Origin of the sequence: Kribbella sp. VKM Ac-2568, from assembly GCF_004345365.1 — a bacterium.
Taxonomy (GTDB): Bacteria; Actinomycetota; Actinomycetes; order Propionibacteriales; family Kribbellaceae; genus Kribbella; species Kribbella orskensis.
On record NZ_SLVF01000010.1, the window covers coordinates 1 to 21,224 of the forward strand.

The 21,224-nt window shown below is 66.0% G+C and carries 19 protein-coding genes and 3 pseudogenes; 16 read left to right on the plus strand and 6 right to left on the minus strand.

The window, feature by feature from the left end; translation table 11 throughout:
- The 3 genes and pseudogenes from EV648_RS45290 to EV648_RS27405 form a co-directional block, all read right to left on the minus strand.
- Positions 1 to 237 (minus strand): annotated as a pseudogene (locus tag EV648_RS45290) (IS30 family transposase); the annotation flags it as partial.
- Positions 237 to 1,234, minus strand: a pseudogene (locus EV648_RS27400) (IS3 family transposase); the annotation flags it as partial. The pseudogenes EV648_RS27400 and EV648_RS45290, both read right to left, overlap by 1 nt.
- 48 nt (positions 1,235 to 1,282) lie before the next feature.
- Complete coding sequence (locus EV648_RS27405) at positions 1,283 to 2,113, minus strand: hypothetical protein (RefSeq protein ID WP_132297796.1); 831 nt, start codon at positions 2,111 to 2,113, stop codon at positions 1,283 to 1,285.
- Between the two features lie 203 nt (positions 2,114 to 2,316).
- Here EV648_RS27405 and EV648_RS27410 point away from each other — a divergent pair, with 203 nt between their 5' ends.
- The 13 genes from EV648_RS27410 to EV648_RS27470 all read left to right on the plus strand — a co-directional run bounded on the left by EV648_RS27410 (position 2,317) and on the right by EV648_RS27470 (position 14,444).
- The gene (locus tag EV648_RS27410; RefSeq protein ID WP_132297799.1) at positions 2,317 to 3,099 is read left to right on the plus strand and encodes a DUF1932 domain-containing protein; all 783 of its coding nucleotides are present in this window, start codon (positions 2,317 to 2,319) and stop codon (positions 3,097 to 3,099) included.
- A gap of 52 nt (positions 3,100 to 3,151) precedes the next feature.
- A complete protein-coding gene (locus tag EV648_RS27415; RefSeq protein WP_132297802.1) occupies positions 3,152 to 4,216 on the plus strand; it encodes a mandelate racemase/muconate lactonizing enzyme family protein in 1,065 nt (354 codons plus the stop codon).
- 130 nt (positions 4,217 to 4,346) lie between these two features.
- Entirely contained in the window at positions 4,347 to 5,210 is an 864-nt protein-coding gene (locus tag EV648_RS27420; RefSeq protein ID WP_132297805.1) for a DUF6282 family protein, read from the plus strand.
- A gap of 37 nt (positions 5,211 to 5,247) precedes the next feature.
- The gene (locus EV648_RS27425) at positions 5,248 to 6,267 is read left to right on the plus strand and encodes an ABC transporter substrate-binding protein (protein ID WP_132297808.1); all 1,020 of its coding nucleotides are present in this window, start codon (positions 5,248 to 5,250) and stop codon (positions 6,265 to 6,267) included.
- Positions 6,264 to 7,094, plus strand: a complete 831-nt coding sequence (locus EV648_RS27430; protein WP_132297811.1) for an ABC transporter ATP-binding protein — start codon at positions 6,264 to 6,266, stop codon at positions 7,092 to 7,094. The genes EV648_RS27425 and EV648_RS27430 overlap by 4 nt, the downstream gene beginning before the upstream one ends.
- A complete protein-coding gene (locus EV648_RS27435; protein ID WP_132297814.1) occupies positions 7,091 to 7,930 on the plus strand; it encodes an ABC transporter permease in 840 nt (279 codons plus the stop codon). Before EV648_RS27430 ends, EV648_RS27435 begins: the two co-directional genes overlap by 4 nt.
- 64 nt (positions 7,931 to 7,994) lie before the next feature.
- Positions 7,995 to 8,942, plus strand: coding sequence for a DUF6282 family protein (locus EV648_RS27440; RefSeq protein ID WP_132297817.1), 948 nt, complete (start codon positions 7,995 to 7,997; stop codon positions 8,940 to 8,942).
- Positions 8,939 to 9,655: a PIG-L deacetylase family protein gene (locus EV648_RS27445; RefSeq protein WP_132297820.1), complete on the plus strand. Its 717-nt coding sequence runs from the start codon at positions 8,939 to 8,941 to the stop codon at positions 9,653 to 9,655. The genes EV648_RS27440 and EV648_RS27445 overlap by 4 nt, the downstream gene beginning before the upstream one ends.
- Positions 9,652 to 10,290, plus strand: a complete 639-nt coding sequence (locus EV648_RS27450) for a dimethylmenaquinone methyltransferase (RefSeq protein ID WP_132297823.1) — start codon at positions 9,652 to 9,654, stop codon at positions 10,288 to 10,290. Before EV648_RS27445 ends, EV648_RS27450 begins: the two co-directional genes overlap by 4 nt.
- Complete coding sequence (locus EV648_RS27455) at positions 10,290 to 11,078, plus strand: ABC transporter ATP-binding protein (protein ID WP_132297826.1); 789 nt, start codon at positions 10,290 to 10,292, stop codon at positions 11,076 to 11,078. The genes EV648_RS27450 and EV648_RS27455 overlap by 1 nt, the downstream gene beginning before the upstream one ends.
- A gap of 5 nt (positions 11,079 to 11,083) precedes the next feature.
- Positions 11,084 to 11,941, plus strand: a complete 858-nt coding sequence (locus tag EV648_RS27460) for an ABC transporter permease (protein ID WP_132297829.1) — start codon at positions 11,084 to 11,086, stop codon at positions 11,939 to 11,941.
- A gap of 47 nt (positions 11,942 to 11,988) precedes the next feature.
- Positions 11,989 to 13,041 (plus strand): ABC transporter substrate-binding protein, encoded by a 1,053-nt coding sequence (locus tag EV648_RS27465; RefSeq protein WP_132297832.1) that lies wholly within the window; start codon positions 11,989 to 11,991, stop codon positions 13,039 to 13,041.
- Positions 13,038 to 14,444 carry a dihydroorotase family protein gene (locus tag EV648_RS27470; protein ID WP_132297835.1) on the plus strand — a complete coding sequence of 469 codons (1,407 nt, stop codon included), beginning with the start codon at positions 13,038 to 13,040 and terminating at the stop codon, positions 14,442 to 14,444. Before EV648_RS27465 ends, EV648_RS27470 begins: the two co-directional genes overlap by 4 nt.
- Positions 14,445 to 14,475: 31 nt before the next feature.
- Here EV648_RS27470 and EV648_RS27475 read toward each other — a convergent pair whose 3' ends face one another.
- Positions 14,476 to 15,162, minus strand: coding sequence for a GntR family transcriptional regulator (locus tag EV648_RS27475; protein WP_132297838.1), 687 nt, complete (start codon positions 15,160 to 15,162; stop codon positions 14,476 to 14,478).
- 1,255 nt (positions 15,163 to 16,417) lie between these two features.
- Here EV648_RS27475 and EV648_RS42730 point away from each other — a divergent pair.
- Positions 16,418 to 17,569: a hypothetical protein gene (locus tag EV648_RS42730; protein ID WP_158294080.1), complete on the plus strand. Its 1,152-nt coding sequence runs from the start codon at positions 16,418 to 16,420 to the stop codon at positions 17,567 to 17,569.
- Between the two features lie 184 nt (positions 17,570 to 17,753).
- Positions 17,754 to 18,116 (plus strand): hypothetical protein, encoded by a 363-nt coding sequence (locus tag EV648_RS45295; protein ID WP_158294081.1) that lies wholly within the window; start codon positions 17,754 to 17,756, stop codon positions 18,114 to 18,116.
- A gap of 73 nt (positions 18,117 to 18,189) precedes the next feature.
- Here the strand turns inward: EV648_RS45295 and EV648_RS27485 are convergent, their stop codons facing one another.
- Positions 18,190 to 18,633 carry a hypothetical protein gene (locus EV648_RS27485; RefSeq protein ID WP_132297841.1) on the minus strand — a complete coding sequence of 148 codons (444 nt, stop codon included), beginning with the start codon at positions 18,631 to 18,633 and terminating at the stop codon, positions 18,190 to 18,192.
- Between the two features lie 666 nt (positions 18,634 to 19,299).
- Between EV648_RS27485 and EV648_RS27490 the strand changes: the two are divergent.
- A pseudogene (locus EV648_RS27490) lies at positions 19,300 to 20,365 on the plus strand (IS630 family transposase).
- Positions 20,366 to 20,587: 222 nt separating this feature from the next.
- Here EV648_RS27490 and EV648_RS27495 read toward each other — a convergent pair.
- Positions 20,588 to 21,031 (minus strand): hypothetical protein, encoded by a 444-nt coding sequence (locus EV648_RS27495; RefSeq protein ID WP_132297844.1) that lies wholly within the window; start codon positions 21,029 to 21,031, stop codon positions 20,588 to 20,590.
- Positions 21,032 to 21,224 lie beyond the last annotated feature (193 nt).

Genomic DNA, 21,224 nt, shown 5'->3' on the forward strand with positions numbered 1-21,224 from the left:
CATGCCGCCAGCGTGACGGAACCAGCGGGCCCCGACCGGCCATGACACACCAACGGACTCAGCGGCCTCGACCGTCGTCACGCCCGACGCGATCACCCGCCAGAACGCACGCTGCACCGCGCGCGAGGGCTCAGGCCGGCCCGGTGAACGCATCGGCGGTCGCAGCGCTCGATCCGCCGCCCACTGCCGCCGCACACCCACCGACACCTCCGGCAACCGGTCCTTTCCCCGCCCCATCGCAAACCTCCGTGTTCGAGGTGTTGCGACGACCGATTGAATCCGCCTTGCGACCCGGCGTCGGAGTGGTGAATCACCTTGTTTTGCAGGGGATTTCCCTGCCTGGCGCGGAATGCCGCGGCCTGGGCGATGGCTCGTTCGACGAACGCGGTGTGCTTGGACGTCGAGCACTCCCAGCCGACGATCAGGCCGGCGAAGGCGTCGATCACGAAGGCCGTGTAGCAGAACCCGGCCAGCGCCCGGCCGTAGGTGAAATCGGCGACAAGGAGCCGGTTCGGAGCCTCGACGGCGAACTGCCGGTTGACCAGGTCCGGCGCCCTCGTCGCGGCCGGATCCGGGATCGTGGTGCGGACCTTCTTGGCCCTGGTCGCGCCACGCCAGCCGTTCGCGCGCATCAGCCGCTCCACGGTGCACCGCGCCACCTCGACACCTTGCCGGTTGAGGTGGGCCCACATCTTCAACGACCCGTACAGCGACTCCGGTGGGCGCCGGCCATGCTCGTCGGGCTCGTAGTACCCGGCCAGCAGTTGGGTGATCGTGGTGTCCCACAGGGCCCGTTTCGACGGCGCCCGCTGGGCCCAGGCGTAGTAGGTTCTCGGGGCGATCTGGCAGCCGTGCGCGGTCAGCGCAGTACAGATCGGAGTGACCCCGAACCGAGCCTTGTGCTCGGCGATGAACGCGCAGATCACCGCTGTCGCGGGTCGCTCTCCCGCGCGAAGAAACTTGTCGCGGCCTTCAAGATCTCGACCGTGCGTTCCAGCTCGGCGTTCTTGCGCTTCAACTCACGGATCTCACGGGCCGACGCCGACGTCACCCCGTCGGCCTGTCCGGTGTCGATCTGGGCTTGGCGGACCCAGCGGCGCAACGTCTCAGACGTCATCCCCAACCGGGCCGATACCGCCTTGATCGCCGCCCACTCAGAGTCGTAGTCGTCAACATGCTCGGTGACCAGACGAACCGCCTTGGCCCGGGTCTGCTCGTCGTACTTGCTCGGCATAGATGCCACCCTCCCAACGAAGGAGGTGTGCATCAAACCCGGGATGGTTCAGTAGGCGAAGTCGGGGTTGAAGTGGTTCCACTGACCTGGGGTGTAGGTCTTGCTCCGCAACTCGGATCCAAGGATCGCCTCGACTTGGCTGTGGTCGAAGTACTCGACGTGCTCTGCTTCAACGATGGCGGCGCGTGCCGCTTCGTTGCCCTTGCCCTGGAGGTCTGGGTCTTCGACGGTGATCTGTAGGCGGAGTTGGTTCTCCTGGAACTGCCAGCCGACGCCGCCGCGGTTGTCGGCCAGGCGTCGCCAGTAGCTGATGCGGCCGCCGCGCGCGCCGTCGAGTTCAAGCTCCTTCGGGTGCGTGAAGTGGGCCTGGACCGCCTGAGCCAGGCCGCTGAAACGCAGTTTCGCTATGGCGCCGTCGAGTCCGCCGCCCGGCATCTGGGCGACGACCTCGACTACCGAGAACTGCTCGTCGAGAGCCTGGGCCGGGTCGACGGCCTCGGCGAGCGCGACGAGGCGGTGCACCAGGGCCCGGTAGCGAACGAAGAGATCGCTGGTGCGCCCGAGGTGACCCTCGTCGACATGAGCGAGTGCATCGGCGAGGTCGCGGTAGGTGACGTGCACCCACGGCGGCGGCAGTGGGAACGATGGCGCCATCAAGCTCAGAAGCACGTACCGGGTCTCCACTGCGCCCTCATCACCGTGCGATGACGACCACGGCACCGGGTAGGCGTTGTATTTCGTGAGCTGGGCCGGGTACGGGATCGAGTAGAGCTTGTTCTCGACGACCACCTTGGGATGGGCCCCGACGGGGTCGATCACGATGTCGAGGTGGCGCCTTTCCCGCCCCGCATCGATGCGGTCGGGCGACGGGTAGCTCACGCCGCCGAGGAGATCGAGCACCGAGGCACAAGCCTGGGGACGCTGCGGGATCTGCCTTCGACCTGAGTCAGTTCCGTGCGGACTCGAAACCCTTGAATGCTGGGGCAGCGGATCGGTTCGGGCTGGGCAAGACCACGCCCCTTGACGCGAGCAAAGTGTGAACCTAGATTGTTAGCAATCTTGCGCACAACAATGGAGGCGATATGCACGTCTCAGTACTTGGGTACGGCGAGGCGGGACGCCGCTTGGCGGCGGATCTGGTGATCGCCGGCGTCAAGGTGACCGCCTTCGACATACGGCCGGTCGAGCCGGCTGACGGCGTCGCCCTGAAGACCTCGATCGCCGAAGCGGTCGAAGGGGCCGACCTCGTGTTGAGCCTGACTACCAGCGCGGGATCGGTCGCGGCAGCGCGTGGCGTCGCCGCGCACGTGGATCCGAACGCGGTCTACGCCGACATGAACGCGGCCTCGCCTGCGCGCAAGGCCGAGGTTGGCGCCGAGCTCGGCAGCGGCTTGTACGTCGATGTGGCGATCCTGGCGCCGGTTACGCGGGCGGGGGTGCGGACACCGGTCCTCGCCTGTGGACCAGGCGCCGCGAGATTGGTCGAGCTGCTCGGGCCGTTGGGCGCCTCGATCGATGTGATCGAGGGTGAGCCGGGGGCCGCGACGGCACGGAAGTTGCTGCGCAGCATCTTCATGAAGTCCCTTGCGACTACCGTCCTGGAGTCGTTGACCGCCGGCCGGGTCGCCGGCTGCGAGGAGTGGGTGCGCGCGCAGGTGGTCGCGGAGCTGGGCGCCGGTGGCGAGGCGCTGGTGGACCGGTTGGTGAAGGGCACCTACCAGCACGCGCGGCGTCGCCTGCACGAGATGGAAGACACCCGCGACTACGCGCGGCACCTGGGGACTCCGCACGATATGACACTCGCGTCGATCTCCTGGCTGACTGCCATCGATCGTGGCGAACGGCAAGCACTTGCCGGGGGATGAGTTGAGGCCCGAGGTGGCCGTCGCCGATGGTGGAACCGCTCGGATCACCGCTGTGTCCGCCGAGCTGTTGGCGGTGCCGCTGGATCGGCAGCTACGTGCCTACGGGTCCGGAGTCGTGAATGTCGTGCGGGTCATCATCGCCGACAGCGACGGGGCTAGGGCCACGGGGTTCACCTACACGCTGGGCTTGGGGGCCGTGGTGGTGTGCCGCATGGTCGAGGAGGTTATCGCTCCTGCGCTGATCGGGCTGCGAACCTCTGACTGGAACCGGCAGCGCGACCAGCTCTCCAACGGCACCCGGCGACTCGGGCGATCGGTTTTCGTACCCGCGTTGTCAGCTGTCGACATCGCGATCTGGGACCTGCGGGGTCTCCAGGCAGACCAGCCGCTCTACGCATTGCTGGGCGGTTCGTCCGGCGCCGTGCCCATCTATGGATCCGGTCGTGGCAGCAACTCCCTTGAGCTCGACGAACTGGTTCAGCACACCCTCGACTATCTGCGAGACGGGTATCCGGCCGTGAAGGTGCGGGCGGGTGCACGGTCGGTGGAGGATGATCTCCACCGGCTGCGCTCGGTCCGGGAAGCGGTCGGCGACCAGGTCAGGCTGATGGTGGACTGCAACGAGCAGCTCGACCTGACCGGTGCTCTGTGGCTCGGCCGGCGCTTGGCCGAGCTCGGCTACTACTGGCTCGAGGAGCCGCTGATCGCAGAGGATCTCGACGGCCACGCCGTGCTGGCCGCGCAACTGGAGGTACCGATAGCCGTAGGCGAACATCTGGTCGGCAGGCACGAGTTCGCCCAGCATCTGCGCGCGACCTCGATCGGGCTCTACCAGCCTGACGCGGCACTGACCGGCGGGGTGACGGAGGCGCAACGGATCGCCCAGCTCGCAGTCGCGCACAACCGATCCATCAGCTACCACTCCCTGCCCGAGTTGCACATCCACCTCGCTGTGCAGACCCCGAACGTGAGCTATGTCGAGGACTTCGGCATCCTCGACGCCGTCCTGGCCGATTCGTTGACACCACACAACGGAACCGTTGTGCCACCGGAACGAAGCGGTCACGGGATGGCGTGGGACGAAGACGCCATCCGCCGGTTCAGCCGTCCGATCTGAGCGGGTCGAACCCTTGACAGCCGGACAAGTGTCGCTAGGATTGTGAACAATCTGGGCGATAGAAATGGTTCTATTTTCGCGAACCGTAGCGCTGAGGCGAGACTGTGCAGCCAGGCCTTTGGAGGACTAAGTGTTTTCACTCGACGGCGTCATCGACCTACATGTTCACGCGGGTCCCGACGTGCTCGGCCGGATCGGTGACGACGTCGACATCGCGACCGGCTGTCGCGACGCCGGGATGGCCGGGATGGCAGTCAAGGCACACCTGGAGAGCACCTCCAGCCGCGCCTACCACACCAACAAGGCGGTGCCGGGCTTTCGCTACATCGGCGGAATCTGCCTGAACTACCCGGTGGGCGGGATCAATCCCGCGGCGGTGGACGCATGCTTGCGGCTCGGTGGCCGGGTGGTCTGGATGCCGAGCGGCCACGCGCGGTTCCACGCCGAGGTGACCGGTGCCCTAGGCAACTGGGGGTACTCGGACATGGACATCTACAACCCAGCTGATGCCGCCGGCATCAGTGTGCTGGACGCGGAAGGCGAACTCACGCCCGCGGCCCGGGAAGTAGTGGCCCTGGTCCGTGACCACGATGCGCTGCTGGCGACGTCTCATCTTTCGCCGGAGGAGATCCTCGCACTGGCGAGTCATTGCCAACAGCAACAGGTCAAGCTGATCGTGACCCACATCCGGTGGACCCCGAAGTACGACCTCGAACTGGCCCGCCGGGCCGTCGAGCTCGGCGCGGTGATCGAGATCGCCTGTTCGACCGTCGGCGGTTACACCAACCGGTTCCCGATCGACGAGGTCGTCGCGACGATCAGCGAGTTCACCCCGCAGAACCTGGTGCTCGCCTCCGATGCCGGCGGCGTACGGCATCCGCGGCCGCACGAAGCCCTCCGGGTGCTGGCCGCCAATCTGTGGGAACGCGGCGTCGGCGAGGCCGCCCTCTCAACGATGTTGAAGGACAACCCCGCTCGCCTGATCGCGGGCTGACCCCAGCGCGAGCCGCATTCTCGAAGGGACAGTGCTCATGCCGTTCTCAAGCATCAAATCGCACCTCGAACCACGCAGAGCACGGTGGAGCAGTTGCGCCGTACTCGTCGCACTTGGTCTGGTCCTGGCGGCATGCGCCGGCAACCCGGCACAGAGCGCGAAGACCGATGCCAACGGCCTCCGGACGGTGAACCTGGTCAACACCAAGTACGCCGCTGAGCTGTTGCCGGTCACCGCCGGCCTGTCCCGCGGCATCTTCAAAGCGCACGGGATCGACCTCAAGGTGACACAGGCGAAATCCAGTGACATCGCAACGTCCGCCCTGGTGTCGGGCCGACAGGACCTGGCCCTGCTGCAACAGGCCTATGTGGTGTCCGCCTCGGCCTCCGGTGCGCAACTGGTGATGGTCGGCAACGTTCTGGACGAGCTCGACTATCACATCATCACCAGTAAGGACGTCACCAGTCTCGAGCAGCTGGCCGGCAAGAAGTTCGGTGGTCCCGGACCGAACAACGGCAACACAGCGGTGATGCGTTACGTGATGGACAAGGCCGGGATCGGGCAGGACAAGCTGACCTATGTCACCGTCGGCGTGCAGGCCGGCATCCTCGCCTCGATCCAGGCCGGTCAGGTCAACGCCGGCCTGCTGGTGGCGCCGTTCGACATCCAGGCCAGGAAAGCCGGCCTCAACGATCTCGGTACGGTGCAGAAGTACCTGCCGGGTGCCTCCGCAGCAGTGATCGCCGGCGTCTCCGACACGCTGAAGAAGAAGCCTGACCTGGTGCGCGACTTCATCGCCGCGCTGGTCGAGAGCACTCGCTGGGTGGCGGGCAACCCCGAGGACGCGGTGAAGCTACTCGCCGAAACCGAGAAGATGACACCGGCCGACGCCAAGGCGTCGTACGACGAGGTGAAGGACATCTACGCCAAGGACGGCAGCATGGATGTCGCCGCGCTGCAGACGTGGATCGACGTCGCGGTCAAGTACGGCGTGATGAAGAAGCCTGTGAAGCCGGAAGCTATCTACTCGGCTGACTATCTCCCCAAGTCGTCATGAGCACAGCGGGCATCACTGCGAGCAGAGCCACCGCCGATGGCGCCCCACCCCTGGTGGAGGTGGAGGACGTGACCTTCTTCTACGGCGAAAGTCTGATCTTGCAGAACATCTCCTGCTCGGTGCGCGAAGGTGAGTTCGTCAGCATCATCGGCGCGAGTGGTTGCGGCAAGAGCACGCTGCTGCAGATCCTCGACGGGGCGCTCCAGCCCGCCGCGGGTCGGGTCGAGGTCGGCGGCAAGCCGGTGGCGGCACGCAACGCCGAACGGGCGATGGTGTTCCAGAGCTTCGCGTTGTTTCCGTGGAGGACCGTACTGGACAACGTGCGGCTCGGCGTGGACTACCGGCGGCGCGATCTGAGCCGCAAGCAGCGTAACGAGGTCGCCCGCGACTATCTGAACCGGGTTGGGTTGTCCAAGGCCGAGAAGTCGTACCCGTACCAGCTGTCCGGCGGGATGCAGCAGCGGGTTGGACTGGCGCGTGCGTTCGCGGTGCAGCCGACCCTGCTGCTGATGGACGAGCCCTTCGGGGCGCTCGACGCCCAGAACGCTGAGCTGCTCCGGGAGGACGTCCGTGCGCTGGTGGCGCAGGAGCAGCGCAGCGTCGTCCTGGTCACGCACAACCTGGACGAGGCTCTGCAGTTGTCGGACCGGATCCTCCTGCTCCGCGCGGCGCCCGGCCGCGTCGAGGACGACATCAACGTTCGAGAGTTGCGGGACGACGCGGAGAACTGGCGAATCGACTACAGCCGGCATCGCGATCGGCTGTGGGACTTCCTCAGACAAGAGGTCGCCGCGGCGCAGGGCCGAAGCCTGGAGGACCGGTCATGACCCAGCAGCAACAGAGGATCCAGCAGGTTGGTCGGACGCTGCCGGTTCAACCCCAGCGCAGCGGCTGGCTGGTCCGGCACCAGCAGCGCCTGTTGCCCATAGCAACGGTTGTGGCGATTCTGGCGATCTGGGAGGGACTCGGCCGGGTGGCCGGCTGGAACCCGCTGTTCTTCAGTTATCCGTCGCAGATCTGGTCCGGTGGGCTGGAGCTTGCCCAGGGACCGCTGTGGAGCGACCTGAGGGTGAGCGGGACCGAGTTCTTGCTCGGCATGGTCATCTCCGTCCTGATCGCGGTCCCGGTTGGCCTGGTGATGGGGACCAGTAAGCGCCTGTACTGGGCGTTCGACCCGATCGTGAGTGCGTTGTACTCGACCCCGGTGCTGGTGCTGGCGCCGATGCTGGTGATCTGGTTCGGGCTCGGGATCGCGTCCAAGGTCGCGATCGTGGTAATCCTGTCCACCTTCCCGGTGATGATCAACCTCACCGAGGGCGTTCGGAACACCGACCGGGTGCTGCTGCGCGCCGCCCGGTCGTTCGGCGCGAACAGGTGGAACCTCAATCGCGACGTCGTCCTCCCGTCGGTGACGCCGTTCTTCATCACTGGACTCAGGCTGGCCGTCGGCCGGGCCATGATCGGCGTCATCGTCGGCGAGTACATCGCCTCGACGCAGGGCATCGGCTACCAGATCAACGCCGACGCCGAGTTGTTCGCGACCTCACGCTACCTGGCCGGCGTGATGGTCATCGTGATCTTCTCCGTCGCTGTGATGGAGCTCCTCAAGTTCCTCGAGAAGCGGATGGCGCCATGGCGCCACCGGGAACTGGTCCGGGAGTGACACCCGGCCAGTGCTTCTCCGCATCCTGCAGCATTCCTTCCCAGTTCGTCTCGTTGGAGATCAGATGACTCAACACCCTCGTCCCGCCGATGCCGACCGTGAGTTCGTCGCCGGCGCTTATGACCTGCACGTGCACGTCGGGCCTGACGTGGTACCGCGGTCGGTCGACGACCTAACGCTGGCCAGGCGGTTCGCCGAGGTCGGCCTGGCGGGCTTCGTGCTCAAGTCGCACTACGTGCCGACCGCCGAACGAGCGTCAGTCGTCCGGGCCGCCGTACCAGGGGTCGATGTGCTCGGCGCGCTGGCTCTGAACGTGGCCTCCGGCGGCATGAACCCGACCGCGGTCGAGATCGCCGCTCGCAGCGGTGCGCGTCTGGTTTGGTTCCCGACCGTCGACAGCGTCAACCAGCGCGAGTCCAAGGCCGAGGCGCCGGCCGGTGCCACCCCGCCGATGTGGGCAGCCCTGCAGGAGGATTTGCGGGCCCAAGGCATCGATCCGCCTCCGGTCCGCGTCGTCGACGAGTCGGGTGCGGTGCGTGACGATGTTGTCGCAGTTCTCACCCTGATGGCCAAGCACGACCTTGTCCTGGCCACCGGTCATCTGTCCGCGGCGGAGATCCTCGTCGTGGTCCGGGCGGCCGCCGAGGTGGGACTGCGGCGCATGATCGTGACTCATCCCGAATTCACCTCGCAGCGGCTGACTGCTGACCAACAGGCCGAACTGGTTGATCTGGGCGCCTATATGGAACGTTGCTTCACCACCCCGTACACGGGCAAGGTGGAGTGGGACGTGATGATCGACAACATTCGGCGGACCGGGCCCGAGCACTCGTTCCTGTCCAGCGACCTCGGCCAGCCGTCGAACCCGCCGGTCGAGGACGGCCTCCCGCTGATGGCCCGTCACCTGCTCGACGCCGGTTTCAGCGAGGAGGAGGTCCGCACCATGGCAGTGGACAACACGACGTTGCTGGCCGCGCAGCCGGTCACCGCAACGGCGGAGTCGGTCCGATGAGAGCGCGCAGGATGCTGGTCGTGGGTGCGCACAGCGCCGATTTCGTCTGGCGTGCGGCCGGCGCCGTCGCCCAGCACGTGGCCGCCGGAGGACAGGCCCGGGTCGTCGCCCTCTCGTACGGCGAACGCGGCGAGTCCGGCGAGTTGTGGAAGGAGCCCGGCCAGACCGAGGAGAACGTGAAACGGATCAGGCACGAGGAAGCGGCCCGGGCCGCCGACGCTGTGGGGGCCGAGTTCGAGTGTTTCGACCTCGGCGACTACCCGCTGGTTGTCGACGACGCGGCCGTTGAGCGGCTGGTCGAGCTGCTGCGCGACTTCGCCCCACAGGTCGTCCTCACCCATCCGGCGATCGACCCGTTCAATCCGGACCACCCGTTGGCTTTCGAAGCGGTCCGGCGAGCGCGGCTGCTCAGCTCCGGCGCGGTCGTGGCGAGCGGGTTCCGGACCGCGCCGCCGTCGGAGTTCCTGGTCTTCGAGCCGCATCAGCCGGACCTGTGTGCGTTCGTGCCCAGCGTTTTCGTGGACATCACCTCGGTGATGCCGGCCAAGGTGGAGGCGATGCAGGCGATGGAAGCCCAGAAGTACTTGCAGACCTACTACGCGGAGCGGGCCGACCATCGCGGCAACCATGCCCGCAAGGTCACCGGAGACAGCTCGATCCGGCAGGCGGAAGCCTTCCAGCGGATCGTGCCGAACGTGGTGAACGCACTGTGACCGGGCCGTCGGCGGAAGACATCGCCGCCCTCCGCGAGCTCGGTGTCGCGACTGTCTACGAGGCGTCGGGCCGTAACGGCCTGGCGAACGCGGACTACTTGCAGCTTGTGCCCGGGTCGCGAGCGGCGGGCTCGGCGCGGACAGCCTTGTGCGGCCAGGACGACAACAGGGCGGTCCATGAGGTGATGGATCGGTTGCAGCCCGGTGAGGTGCTGGTCCTCACCATGCCCGATCCTTCACCGGTCGCATTGGTTGGCGAACTGCTGATGACTCAGGCCGCGGCTCGTGGCGCTGCCGCCGTACTGGTCGACGGTGCGGCCCGCGATGTCGAGGTACTGCGGGGCTTCGAGGTACCGGTCTGGTGCCGCTGGGTAAGGGCTGCCGGTGCCAAGAAGGCGGTTCGCGGGTCGATCGACGTCGAGGTCGAGGTCGGTGGTACCCGGATCGCCCCGGGCGACGTCGTCGTACTGGACACCGACGGTGTGGTGGCGGTCCGGCAGACTGACGTGCGAGCTGTGCTCGAGGCATCCCGGGCGCGGCTCGCCAAGGAGGAAGCGATGCGGACCCGGCTCCAGGCCGGAGAGCTGAGCTATGACATTCACGGTATGCGCCGTGAGGACACGAAGGCGAGCTGATGATGACTGCCGTGCTGCGGGTCGTTGACCTGGAAAAGTCCTTCCTGAAGGGCGACAAACGGGTGGTGGCGCTCCAGGGCCTGAACCTGGACGTCGAGGAGGGGACCTTCCTGACCGTGCTGGGCCGCAGCGGCTGCGGCAAGTCGACCATGCTCAACATGATGGCCGGGCTGCTGTCGCCGACCTCGGGACGGATCGAGTTCCGTGGCCGGCCGGTCACCGGACCGAACCGTGACCTGGCCTACCTGACCCAGCACGACACGCTGATGCCCTGGCGCGACCTGCAGCACAACATCGAGATGCCGCTGGAGGTGAGGGGAGTGGGCCGGGCCGAACGAGCCGCGGTGGCGAGCGAGCTGATCGAACGCGTCGGACTCGGTGGGTTCGAGAAGCACTATCCGCGCGAACTCTCGGGCGGCATGCGCCGCCGGGCCGGCCTGGCGAGGATGCTCTCGGCGCAGCCGGACACATACCTCCTGGACGAGCCGTTCGGCGCACTCGACGCCCAGCTGCGCGCCGAGCTTCAGGCAGACCTGCTGCGCCTGTGGTACGGCTCCGGCAAGACAGTTGTCTTCATTACCCACGACCTAGAGGAGGCGCTGCTGCTTGGCGATCGGCTGATCGTGCTCGGGCCGGTCGGCAGGGTACTGCTCGACCAGCGGATCGACCTGCCCCGGCCACGAGATCTCGACCAGATCCGGCTCGAGCCGAACTTCGTCAAGCTGCACAAGGTGACCGCGGACGCGCTGAGGGCCGGGTCCGTTCAGAGGGAAGAAGGGGCAGCGTGAACGCCATGACCGATCGAACGGCCGACTTGACGACGCCCGGCGATCGTCGAGCGGCCGGACCGCTGGAAGTCCCCGCCGACCGCAGCTGGATGGAGCGGCACGGCAGAACTCTCTGGATCTCACTGGCCAGGCTCGGGCTGCTGGTGCTGGCGCTCGCCCTCTGGCAGCTCGCCTCGGGGCGGCTGGTGGACCCGCTGTTCATCAGCCGGCCGAGCGAGATCGGGACCCAACTGCGCAGCTGGCTGTCGGACGGCACACTGACCTCCAACACCTGGCTCACGGTGCAGGAGATCCTGCTCGGCTTCGCCCTCGGCGCCTCGTCCGGTCTGGTGGCCGGATTCTTCCTGGCCATCGTGAAGGTGCTGGGCGACGTCCTGGACCCGTACATGATCGCCTTCTACAGCATCCCCAAGGTGGCGCTCGCTCCGCTGTTCATCATCTGGTTCGGGATCGACATCAAGATGAAGGTCTTGTTGTCCGCGGCAACGGTCTTCTTCCTCGTCTATCTGAACACCGCCGCCGGCGTCCGCTCGGTCGACCGTGGTCTGATCGACGCTGTCCGGCTGATGGGCGGCAGCCGCCGGCAGATGATCGTCAAGGTGCTCGTACCAGGCGCCATGCCCGGCGTGATCACCGGCCTGCGGGTCGGCGTTCCGTACGCGCTGATCGGCGCGGTCGTCGGCGAGTTGGTGGCCTCCAACCGGGGCCTCGGCTACCTGATGCTCGACTCGGCCAGCCAGTTCAACACCGCCGGCGTCTTCGCCGCGCTCGTGGTGATCACGATCATCGCGGGGATTCTCAATCTCGGGGTCAATCTGCTGCAGCGACGATCGAGTCGCTGGCAGGCCAGGCCCGGCGAGTAACGCCGGCTACGTCCCCGCACGTTTCTTCAGGAATTAGGTGACTTCACATGAAGGCAAAGCCCCTTCTGGCCGGTCTCGTCGGGCTGCTCCTGGCCCTGACCGCCGCCTGCCAGAAAACCCCGGATGCCAAGGAGGCCGGCACCGATGGTGCCGCCGACGACATGACACTACGCGTCGTCCAAAGTAGTTCGTCAGTGGCGTTCTTCCCGCTCTTCGTCGCCAGCGAGGAGAGGTACTACGCCAAGGAGGGACTCAAGGTCGACAAGCCGGTCATCGTCGGGGGCGACTCGAAGGTGGCCGCCGCGCTTGCGGGCGGCTCCGCGGACATCGGCGGCGGGGTCGCTACGACGGCGTTCCTGCTGGCCGACGGGAAGCGCGATCCACGGATCGTGGCCAACCTCGTCAACAGCTACTACGTCGACGTCATCGTCGGCAAGCAGTTCCAGCAGCCGGGCGAGGGCGCGAGCCTCGAGGACAAGATCAAGGCTCTGAAGGGCGCCAGGGTCGGCATCCCGGCTCCGTCTGGTGGCGGCGTCGCGCTGCTGCAGTTCCTCTTCAACAAGGTCGGCCTGGACGTCAAGAAGGACGTCACGCTGGTGAACCTCGGCGCGTCGAACGCCGGTGCCCTCGGCGCACTGAAGACGGACCGGGTGAACGTGCTGATCTTCTTCCAGCCCGTCAGCCAGGAGGTCGAGGCCCAGAAGGCCGGCTCGATCTACATCAGCCCGACCCGCGGCGACGTACCTGACATGAGCGCCCAGCCGCACGGTCTGGCTCTTTCCACCGGCGACATCCTGAAGCGGAAGCCGGCCGCGATGTCGGCCTTCGTCCGTGCCATCGCGCAGGCCGAGAAGCTGATCCACGACGATCCGCAGAAGACTCGGCAGCTGTTCCAGAAGTACCAGAGCTCGCTGGACCCGAAGACGGTCGCCGCGATGCTGCCAGTGCTGCAGGCGGAGATCCCGACGGCTCCGGTGATGACCGAAGACGGGTACGCGAAGGCCGTCAAGTTCCACCAGGTAGCAGGTCTGGCCAAGAACCCGCCGGAGTTCGCGACGATCACCGGGGACGACTTCATCAGCAAAGCGCTCGCCAAATGACGCGGACCGACGCAGGCCCGGAGAAAGCTCCGGTCGCCGACCTGGTGGTGCGCAGCACCCGGGTGCACACCGGGCGGCAGGAGATCCGGGCGCAGATCGCCATCAAGGACGGCCGCATCCTTGCCGTGCATGACCTCGGCGAACAGGTAGTGGCGAACCGCGAGCTGGACCTTGGCGACCAGCTGGTCATCCCAGGTCTCGTGGACACACACTGTCACTTCAGGGATCCGGGCTTCACCTACAAGGAGGACATTGCCAGCGCCACCCGGGCCGCCGCCTCCGGTGGTGTGACGACCGTGTTCGACATGCCCAATACCGAGCCTCCGATCACGACTCCCGACCGGCTCCGCGAGCATCTGGATCACCTGGACCGCAACTCGGTGGTCGACTACGGGCACAACGCCTCGGCGGTGAACCCGTCGTTGATCGGGGAGCTCGCCGCGGCCGGTGCGGCCGCCTTCAAACTGTGGATGTCGTACGACGTCGAACGAACCTACCCGCATTCACCGGCCACGGCAGTGACGGATCGGGCCGTTCTCTACCAGGCGTTCGAACAGGTCGCCGCGACAGGCCTTCCTCTGTACGTCCATCCGACCGACCACGAGCTGTACAACCTGATGAGTTCCCGGGCGAAGGCCTCCTGGGGCGTCGCCCCGGCCTCGTATGCGCGGTCCTTCCGGCTGGGGGACAGCGTCGCGTTCAACGCGGCGGTTGCCACCTTGCTCGAGTTCCAGCGATCGGTCGGGACTCGCCTGCACGTGCTGCACCTGTCGTCGGTGGAGGGCATCCGGATGGTCCGGGAAGCCAAGGTCGCTGGGCGAAGCGTCACGGGGGAGGCGAACCCGTTCGCCATGTTCGTCACGAACGACTGGGAGCGGATCGAGAAGCGGGGACCTTTCGTGCTGGGCCAGTGGGTGCCGCCTGCCGACAATCTGGCGATGTGGGAGGCGATCGTCGACGGGACCGTCGATGTCATCGGCAGTGACCACGCGCCCCACACCGAGGAGGAGAAGCTGCCAGGCTGGCAGGACATGTTCGCTGCGCCGAGCGGAAGCCCGATGATCGCCGACTACCTGCGGCTGATGCTGACCGCGGTGTACGACGGCCGGCTCACGCTCGATCGTGCGATCGAGCTGTGCTGCGTGAACCCGGCGCGGCTGGTCGGACTGGCCGGCCGGAAGGGGACGATCGAGGTAGGCGCAGATGCCGACCTGGTGGTCGTCGACGTCGACCACATCGCGCCGATCGACGGCAGTACCAGCCTCTACAAGTGCGGCTGGAGCCCGGCGGACGGCCTTGTCACTCGCGGCAAAGTGCAGCGAACCTTCCTGCGCGGTGTCGAGATCTACCGCGAGGGCCAGGTGCTGGTCGATGACGGCTTCGGTCAGCCCGTGATCGGCTGACCCCGTCAGCGCAGCCACCCGACGGAGCCCCTCAGATCCGCCCGAACAACCCGGCTCCGTCGGGTCGGCTGCCCTTGGTCCGGACCAGACTTTCGGTCACGTGCAGCAGATGGTTCCGCATCGCGGCCTCCGCGGCGTCACCGTCATGGGCGGCGATTGCCTCGACCAGCTTCTTGTGCTCGGCGAAGGACTCCTTGCCCCGGCCGGGCACGAGGATGGTGCGGTATTGGAACCTGACCATCTGGGCGCGCAGATTGGCCACCAGGCGCTGCACCGTCTGATGCTGGGAGATCGCGATGATCTTCGCGTGCAGCCGGCTGTTGCCCTCGGAGTAGCCGAGGAGATCCTGGGCGGCGAGCATCGTCTTCATCTCGCCGAGAATCGTCCGGAGCCCGGCAACATCGGTGGCGGTGGCGCGCTCGGCGGCATGGCGCGCGGCGAGCGCCTCGAGGACCGACCGGGCCTGGGTGATCTCGATGGCCTCCTCCTCGCTCACCGTTCGCACCCTGGCGCCGCGATTCGGCTCCTTCTCGACCAGGCCGGCGTGGGTGAGCCGGGTCAGCGTTGTCCGCACCACGGCGCGGCTCACGCCCAGCGCCTCGACGAGGTCAGCCTCGACCAGGCGCTGTCCGGGGGATACCTCACCCCGCATGATGCCCTGGCGCAACCGCTCGTAGGCCTCATCGCTCGGATCGGAAGTTCGAGGCCGGCTTGTCATCGTCAGTCTCCGGTCGCGTGTCGATCGAACCAGTCAGGGGCGCCGGTCATCACCGCTCACGATTGGCGAATCGCCGTCGCTCCCGAAGTGGTTACGATTTTACTGACAATGTTGTTGGCAGTCAATCGCAACAAGAGCGGTCACGCCCCGGCACACCCCCAGTGGCCGGCCGGTTTCATGAGCACCGTCACGCTCGCCACGCTGAACATCTGGGGCACTCGCGGAGACTGGCCCGCACGACGCAGCATCCTCTCGCGGGAGTTCGCCGACCTTGCTTCGACCTGATCACGCTGGAGGAAACCGTGGCGACCGCCGATTACGACCAGGTGCGCGAAATTCTTGGCGAGGAATACCAGATAATCCACCACTCGCAAGGCAATCTGACGGACAGGGAGTCACCACCGCGAGTCGATGGCCGATCGGTAAAGTCGAGGAGGGCGATCTCCACCTCACCACCCGCAGCAACGACTTCGCCTGCACGGGCCTGGTTACCAAGATTCTCACACCGCAACCAATCGGCTGGATCTGGCTCGTGAACCATTCCCGGACTGGCAGCTCGACCACGAAGCCGAACGGCGCATCCAAGCAGCGGCGACGGCGCGAAGCCTCGACGACCTCGTCGCCAAAGAACCGGGACACGTTGTCGTCGCAGGTGACCTCGACGCCGAACCAGATGCCGACAGCATCCGGTTCTGGACCGGAAAACACGTCATGGACAACTTCAGCGTCTGCTACCGCGACGCATGGACAAGCATTCACCCCGCCGAGCCGGGCACACGTTCGTTCCTCACAACCCCATCAGCGCCGACTGGGACTGGCTGTTCCGTCGCATCGGCCACATTCTGGTGCGCTGCAGGCCCGCACGGTGGCCCCACCCTGCCCATCGCGAACTGTCAGCGAGATCCTGGACCGACCGCACAACGCCGCCAGCGCCCACTACGGTCTGATTGCCGAACTTACGACCTCGCCGACCACCCTTTCGATGGAGGACAACGACGCCGAGCGCACCATTGAGTCCGGGTGACCGCTTGACTCCGCCGGCCGGAACGCTAGGGCACGACCCAATGTCCGTGGGCGTGATCGCCGTGGCACATACCACTTCTCGATCTCAGCCCAGGCGCGGCGGTCGTACGGCGTCATCTCGCCAGTCATCGCAACTCTCTCGGTTCGGACCTCAGATTCGGAGTGGCTGCCCTCGGCACCAAAACAGGGTCCTAGAGGGCGGCTTGTTGTAGTAGTGCGGCAAGATGTGACTGTGGAAGCAAGCCTTCTCGCGCACGTCGTCTCGAAGTTCTCTGCTCGCCAATGGGAGAACGTCGCCACTGAGTCCCTGCGCTTCCTACTCGCCGGTGGCGCAGGGGAAGCACCGGCTCGGGTCGTGCGCCCATTCGTGGAGGTGCCCGCCGGGCTGCGCTGGCACGCCCAGGCTGTCGCCGACGACGGCACCGGAATCCCCGACCTCGTCGGCGACGATGCTCAGCGCCGACCGGTGGTCATAATCGAAGGGAAGTTCTGGGCGGCCCTGACCCGCCACCAACCCACCAGTTACCTGCGCCGACAGGCGGAGGCCTTCGTGGACCACTCCGCATCGGATGCCGGCGACAGGGCGGCTCCGACCCACTCTCACGTCCTCATCTTCTTGGTCCCCGCGCAACGTCAGGCTCTTGTTGCGCGAGAGCTCGAGGAGCGGATGGGCTGCGTCTCGACATACGACCCGACAACGGGTCTGACGGCCCTCGACAACGGTCAGCTCGTAGTTGTCGTGTCCTGGGCACGAATGCTCGCCGAGGTCCGAAGCTGTTTGCAGGAGGCAGACGACCGCGTCGGGCTGGACAACCTCGCCCAGCTCGTTGGCCTGTGCAACCGCGCAGACCGCGAAGCGATGCTGCCCTTTACCACCGAGGACATCGACACGGCTAGCGCGCGCCGTCTCCTGGACTTCTACGATCTGGTCGACCGGGTCACTGACGAGCTGGTCCGCCGAGGAACCACCTCAACCAGCGGGTTGAAGACCACATCGACCAAGGGGCACTACGGCCGTTACCAGAAGCACCTATCCAGCGGTGTCGAGGTCCAGGTGAACCTCAGTACCTGGTGGTGGGCGCACCGCTATCCGACACCGCTGTGGCTTCGTCTCTGGAAGCACGACCACGACGTGCTCGAAGCCTGGCGGGACCTGGCCGACACCGGGCGCCTGGCCCACGTGGAGGGGCCCGAGGAAGACGGGTTCGCGCGGGTCGCGCTTCGAATCCCGCTCGGTGTGGAACCCGACCTCGCTGTCACAAACCTCGCCGACCAGGTCGAAGTTGCCCTGTCGGCGCTCACAGGCCGCGTCCCGGCCGAGCCGGTCCTGCCGGAACTGGTCGACGACGCGGAATCGGACGTCCCAACTCTGGCGGCGCCGTGATGCGGCGCCGACCCGCACCGAGGGCCACGCAGACCATAAGCAGTGCACCCGAGAGCACACCAACTCGTGCCGACACCCGGAAACCAAGCGTTGCTGCGGCAGAGCCGTCACAATCGCGTTCCTCGGCACGGCTGGCTCACGGGGTGTCGGTGCCGCGGTCGTCCGGCTGAGCGAAGCGCTTCAGGTGTTGTCGCCTCAGTCGACCTGGAAGGTCGGGTACGCACCGGAAACCTGGACAGCTCTGGTCGATCACCTGCGGTCGGAGGGATTCGCCTATTCGACGATGGTGCGGGCTGGATTGATGACGTGGACCGAGGATGGAGATCCGGTTGATCGTTACCGGGATCAGCTCATTCTCATCGCTCGCAATGATCGGTTATCGCCGGTGGGATTCATCGGCATCAGGCCAGACGGGAAGGCTCAGTTCCGGCAAGCCGCCGATCGAGGTCGAGCAGCTACAAGCCGGCTAAGCCGCCTCGTGCCGACGTCTTCATCTGGTCTGCGAGGCTCGCGTTCGATGGAGTGCCTGAGGCCCTACGGCTCCTGACACCTGTCTGGCTATGCATGCCGTCAAGGAGTCCGGCACGACGTGGCCATTCACTGCTTCCGCGGGGGCATCGTCAGCGCGGCCGGCTGAGTTGGCTGGTCTCCAGCTCGAGGGCAGCGTCGACGATCGCCTGAGCGCGTCGGAGCACATCCAGGGCCTCGTCGGGGCTGGCCTCGAACTCGAACTGCACGAAATCGGCGTCGACGGTATCGGGCTTGCCCTTGCCGAAGCGCCACCACAGCGCACCGAGGACGAGTGCCGTCACACCGACGCCGATAACGATCGGCCACAGCATCGCGCCCGCTGCGCCAGCGACGGCCGCGCCACCTGCGCCGCCCGCAACCCCCGCGCCGACTCCCGCCCCGCCGGCTGCGACCTCGGCAAGGGTAGCGGTGCCGACGATGGTTCCTCCGGCCATGAGCGTTGTCGTAGCCCCGGCTGCCGTCGTCATGAGGGTGACCTCGCCTGCGGCGAAGGCGGCGGCGAACTGCGCCGGGATCGAGAGCGTGTAGAGCATCTTGGGTCCTTTCGTAAGGCTGATCGAATCGGGGTTGGCCTGTGACTGACGAGAGTTGCCGGGCCGCCTCGCGCTACGCCTCAATGAGAGCAAGCGGAGTGCCAGCGCACTGGCCTCCATTTAGTGAGGGTCAATAACTTGCTTCCACGGGGGTGTGTTCGCCATCGCGTTCCCGCTGTGCCTTCTGCGACTGATAGGCGTTCCCCATCAAGGTGCGCCTGAGTCAGTGGCCGATCGGGCGCGTCCGGGTCCTCGTTTAATTCGGGCCCCGTGACGATCCACGTCATCAGCGTGAACGTCGGGAGATAGGCCAGCTCTGGTTGGTCCTCCCTGAGCAGCAACGCAGTCTCCCGGAAGGTCGAAGCTTCAGCCAAGGTCAGAGTCGACGCGCCGTGTTGGGCTTTGCGGTCAGCAGACGCGCCCCAGGTATGGCCTCGGGTGGTCCCACCGCGCTGCGCGGGATACGGTCGCCAATGCTGGTGCCATATCCCCATGGGAACTCCAGTCCCCTGTCGACATCTCTGAGCGGTTGTTCGAAGTCCTTCAACAGCGTAGGGCGGGTTAGTTTGCGCACGAGCGTGGGCCGTGGCCCGGTCTGATCCTAGTGTCGCGTTAGCGAAGTAACTTTACTTCGGGTTGGTTCTTCGGAATCATTCGTTCGTGGCGTTGACTGTGGTGGTGGATGTATCGCCGGGCGATCGTGAGGTTCTGGAGTCGTGGGTGCGTTCGCCGTCCCTGCGGGCGGGTCTGGCGCAGCGGGCGCGGATCGTGTTGCTGGCGGCTGATGGAGTGCCGGTGAAGGACATTGTGGAGCGGGTCGGGGCGTCCAAGCCGACGGTGATCGGTTGGAAGAAGCGCTATCTGGCTGAAGGTCTCGGCGGGTTGGACGATCGGCCGAAACCGGGGCGTCGCAAGCAGATCGATGATGTCGAGGTGGTGCTGGCGACCCTGGAGCCACCACCGGAACGGCTCGGGGTGACGCACTGGTCGTCGCGGCTGCTCGCCGCCGAGCTGGGGTTGTCGCACGTGACCGTGGCGAAGGTGTGGAAACAGTGGGGCCTGCAGCCATGGCGGGTCGAGACGTTCAAGTTCTCCACCGATCCCGAACTCCAGGCCAAAGTCCGCGACGTCGTGGGCCTGTATCTGAACCCGCCGGAGAACGCGATCGTCTTGTCGGTAGACGAAAAATCCCAGATCCAGGCCCTGGACCGGACCGCGCCGATCCTGCCGCTGCGGCCCGGGATCCCCGAGAAACAAACCCACGACTACGTCCGGCACGGCACCACCACGCTGTTCGCCGCGCTCGAGGTCGCCACCGGCAAGGTCGTCGACGCCTGCTACCCACGGCACCGCAACACCGAGTTCCTCAAGTTCTTGAAGCAGGTCGCCAAGGCCTACCCCCGCCGCCGGCTGCACATCGTGTGCGACAACTACCGCACCCACAAAACACGCCAACGTGCAGGCCTGGCTGGCCAAGAACCCGCGGATCACCCTGCACTTCACCCCGACGTCCGGCTCCTGGCTGAACATGGTCGAGATCTTCTTCGGGATCATCACCCGCCAAGCCATCCGCCGCGGCAGCTTCAACAGCGTCAAAGAACTCACCACAGCGATCCGCCGATTCATCGACGGCTGGAACGACCGCTGCCAACCCTTCACCTGGACCAAGACCGCCGACGACATCCTCGACCACACCACCCCAGGTCAAAGAACATCCTTTACGCGACACTAGAATGGCGGCGCATGAACTCTGGAGACTGGCAGGCTCGGGTCGTCTACGTACCGGATCACGGGTTGCTCGTTCGGTCGAGGTCTGGTTTGTCGCCAGTCATTTGCAACCAGCCGATTCGCGGCCAAATCGATCAGTGCAGCAAGTTCCTCGACATTCGGGAGGCGGTTCCGGCGAGGATTGAGTTGGCTCTGCTCGTCGGCTGACCCAAGGGCACCGGATCACCTACTGACCTTGACCAGGCAGGTTCATCGCCGCTTTGATCATCCGATCTTGGGCGCCGTTCTGCTCCCAGAACTTCATCAGGTCGAGCCCGGCTTGTACAACCACTCCATTGGCTTCGGCAAATCCGTGCTTCTGAAGCCACATGCGCGTCTCGAAGAACGCTTGAACCGTGTCCGTGGTCGGTTCCGTTTCGGCGACTTCTCTAAAAAGGGCCATCATCCAGTGAAGCCGGCCTATGATGGCGGCTCTATCGGGATGATCGATTTCCGATATCTGGACGGCCGTTCGACCGAGTGCTTCTACGGCTACAGGTGCGGGAAACGGCGTTCCGTCCGGATAGGTCTTTGGCGCACCGGCGACATACTGCCTGACGTTCTCCGCTACGACCTGGATGTTTCGGTCCCGCGCAGCTTGAAGCTCGCGAGCTCGACGTGAACCCAGCATGTTCCCCCTCGTTTTCGATCCCCCCGCGGGATCAGAACATTATCGAGATCATCGCCGCACGGGTCTACAGCTCGAGGAAGATTGACGGCTAGGAGTCAAGTGCGCGGGCAGCCCTCCGCATCGCCCCGATAGCTGCCGACTTCAGGCTCGGAGCGGCGCGGGTCAAGGGCTTGCTCGATCGCTTGCGACGCCT

Excerpts from the sequence above, each read along its gene's own strand:
- EV648_RS27410 (WP_132297799.1), top strand. The coding sequence starts at position 2,317 with ATGCACGTCTCAGTACTTGGGTACGGCGAGGCGGGACGCCGCTTGGCG.
- EV648_RS27425 (WP_132297808.1), top strand. The coding sequence starts at position 5,248 with ATGCCGTTCTCAAGCATCAAATCGCACCTCGAACCACGCAGAGCACGG.
- EV648_RS27430 (WP_132297811.1), top strand. The coding sequence starts at position 6,264 with ATGAGCACAGCGGGCATCACTGCGAGCAGAGCCACCGCCGATGGCGCC.
- EV648_RS27435 (WP_132297814.1), top strand. The coding sequence starts at position 7,091 with ATGACCCAGCAGCAACAGAGGATCCAGCAGGTTGGTCGGACGCTGCCG.
- EV648_RS27440 (WP_132297817.1), top strand. The coding sequence starts at position 7,995 with ATGACTCAACACCCTCGTCCCGCCGATGCCGACCGTGAGTTCGTCGCC.
- EV648_RS27445 (WP_132297820.1), top strand. The coding sequence starts at position 8,939 with ATGAGAGCGCGCAGGATGCTGGTCGTGGGTGCGCACAGCGCCGATTTC.
- EV648_RS27455 (WP_132297826.1), top strand. The coding sequence starts at position 10,290 with ATGATGACTGCCGTGCTGCGGGTCGTTGACCTGGAAAAGTCCTTCCTG.
- EV648_RS27460 (WP_132297829.1), top strand. The coding sequence starts at position 11,084 with ATGACCGATCGAACGGCCGACTTGACGACGCCCGGCGATCGTCGAGCG.
- EV648_RS27465 (WP_132297832.1), top strand. The coding sequence starts at position 11,989 with ATGAAGGCAAAGCCCCTTCTGGCCGGTCTCGTCGGGCTGCTCCTGGCC.
- EV648_RS27470 (WP_132297835.1), top strand. The coding sequence starts at position 13,038 with ATGACGCGGACCGACGCAGGCCCGGAGAAAGCTCCGGTCGCCGACCTG.
- EV648_RS27475 (WP_132297838.1), bottom strand. The coding sequence starts at position 15,162 with ATGACAAGCCGGCCTCGAACTTCCGATCCGAGCGATGAGGCCTACGAG.
- EV648_RS27485 (WP_132297841.1), bottom strand. The coding sequence starts at position 18,633 with ATGCTCTACACGCTCTCGATCCCGGCGCAGTTCGCCGCCGCCTTCGCC.
- EV648_RS27495 (WP_132297844.1), bottom strand. The coding sequence starts at position 21,031 with ATGCTGGGTTCACGTCGAGCTCGCGAGCTTCAAGCTGCGCGGGACCGA.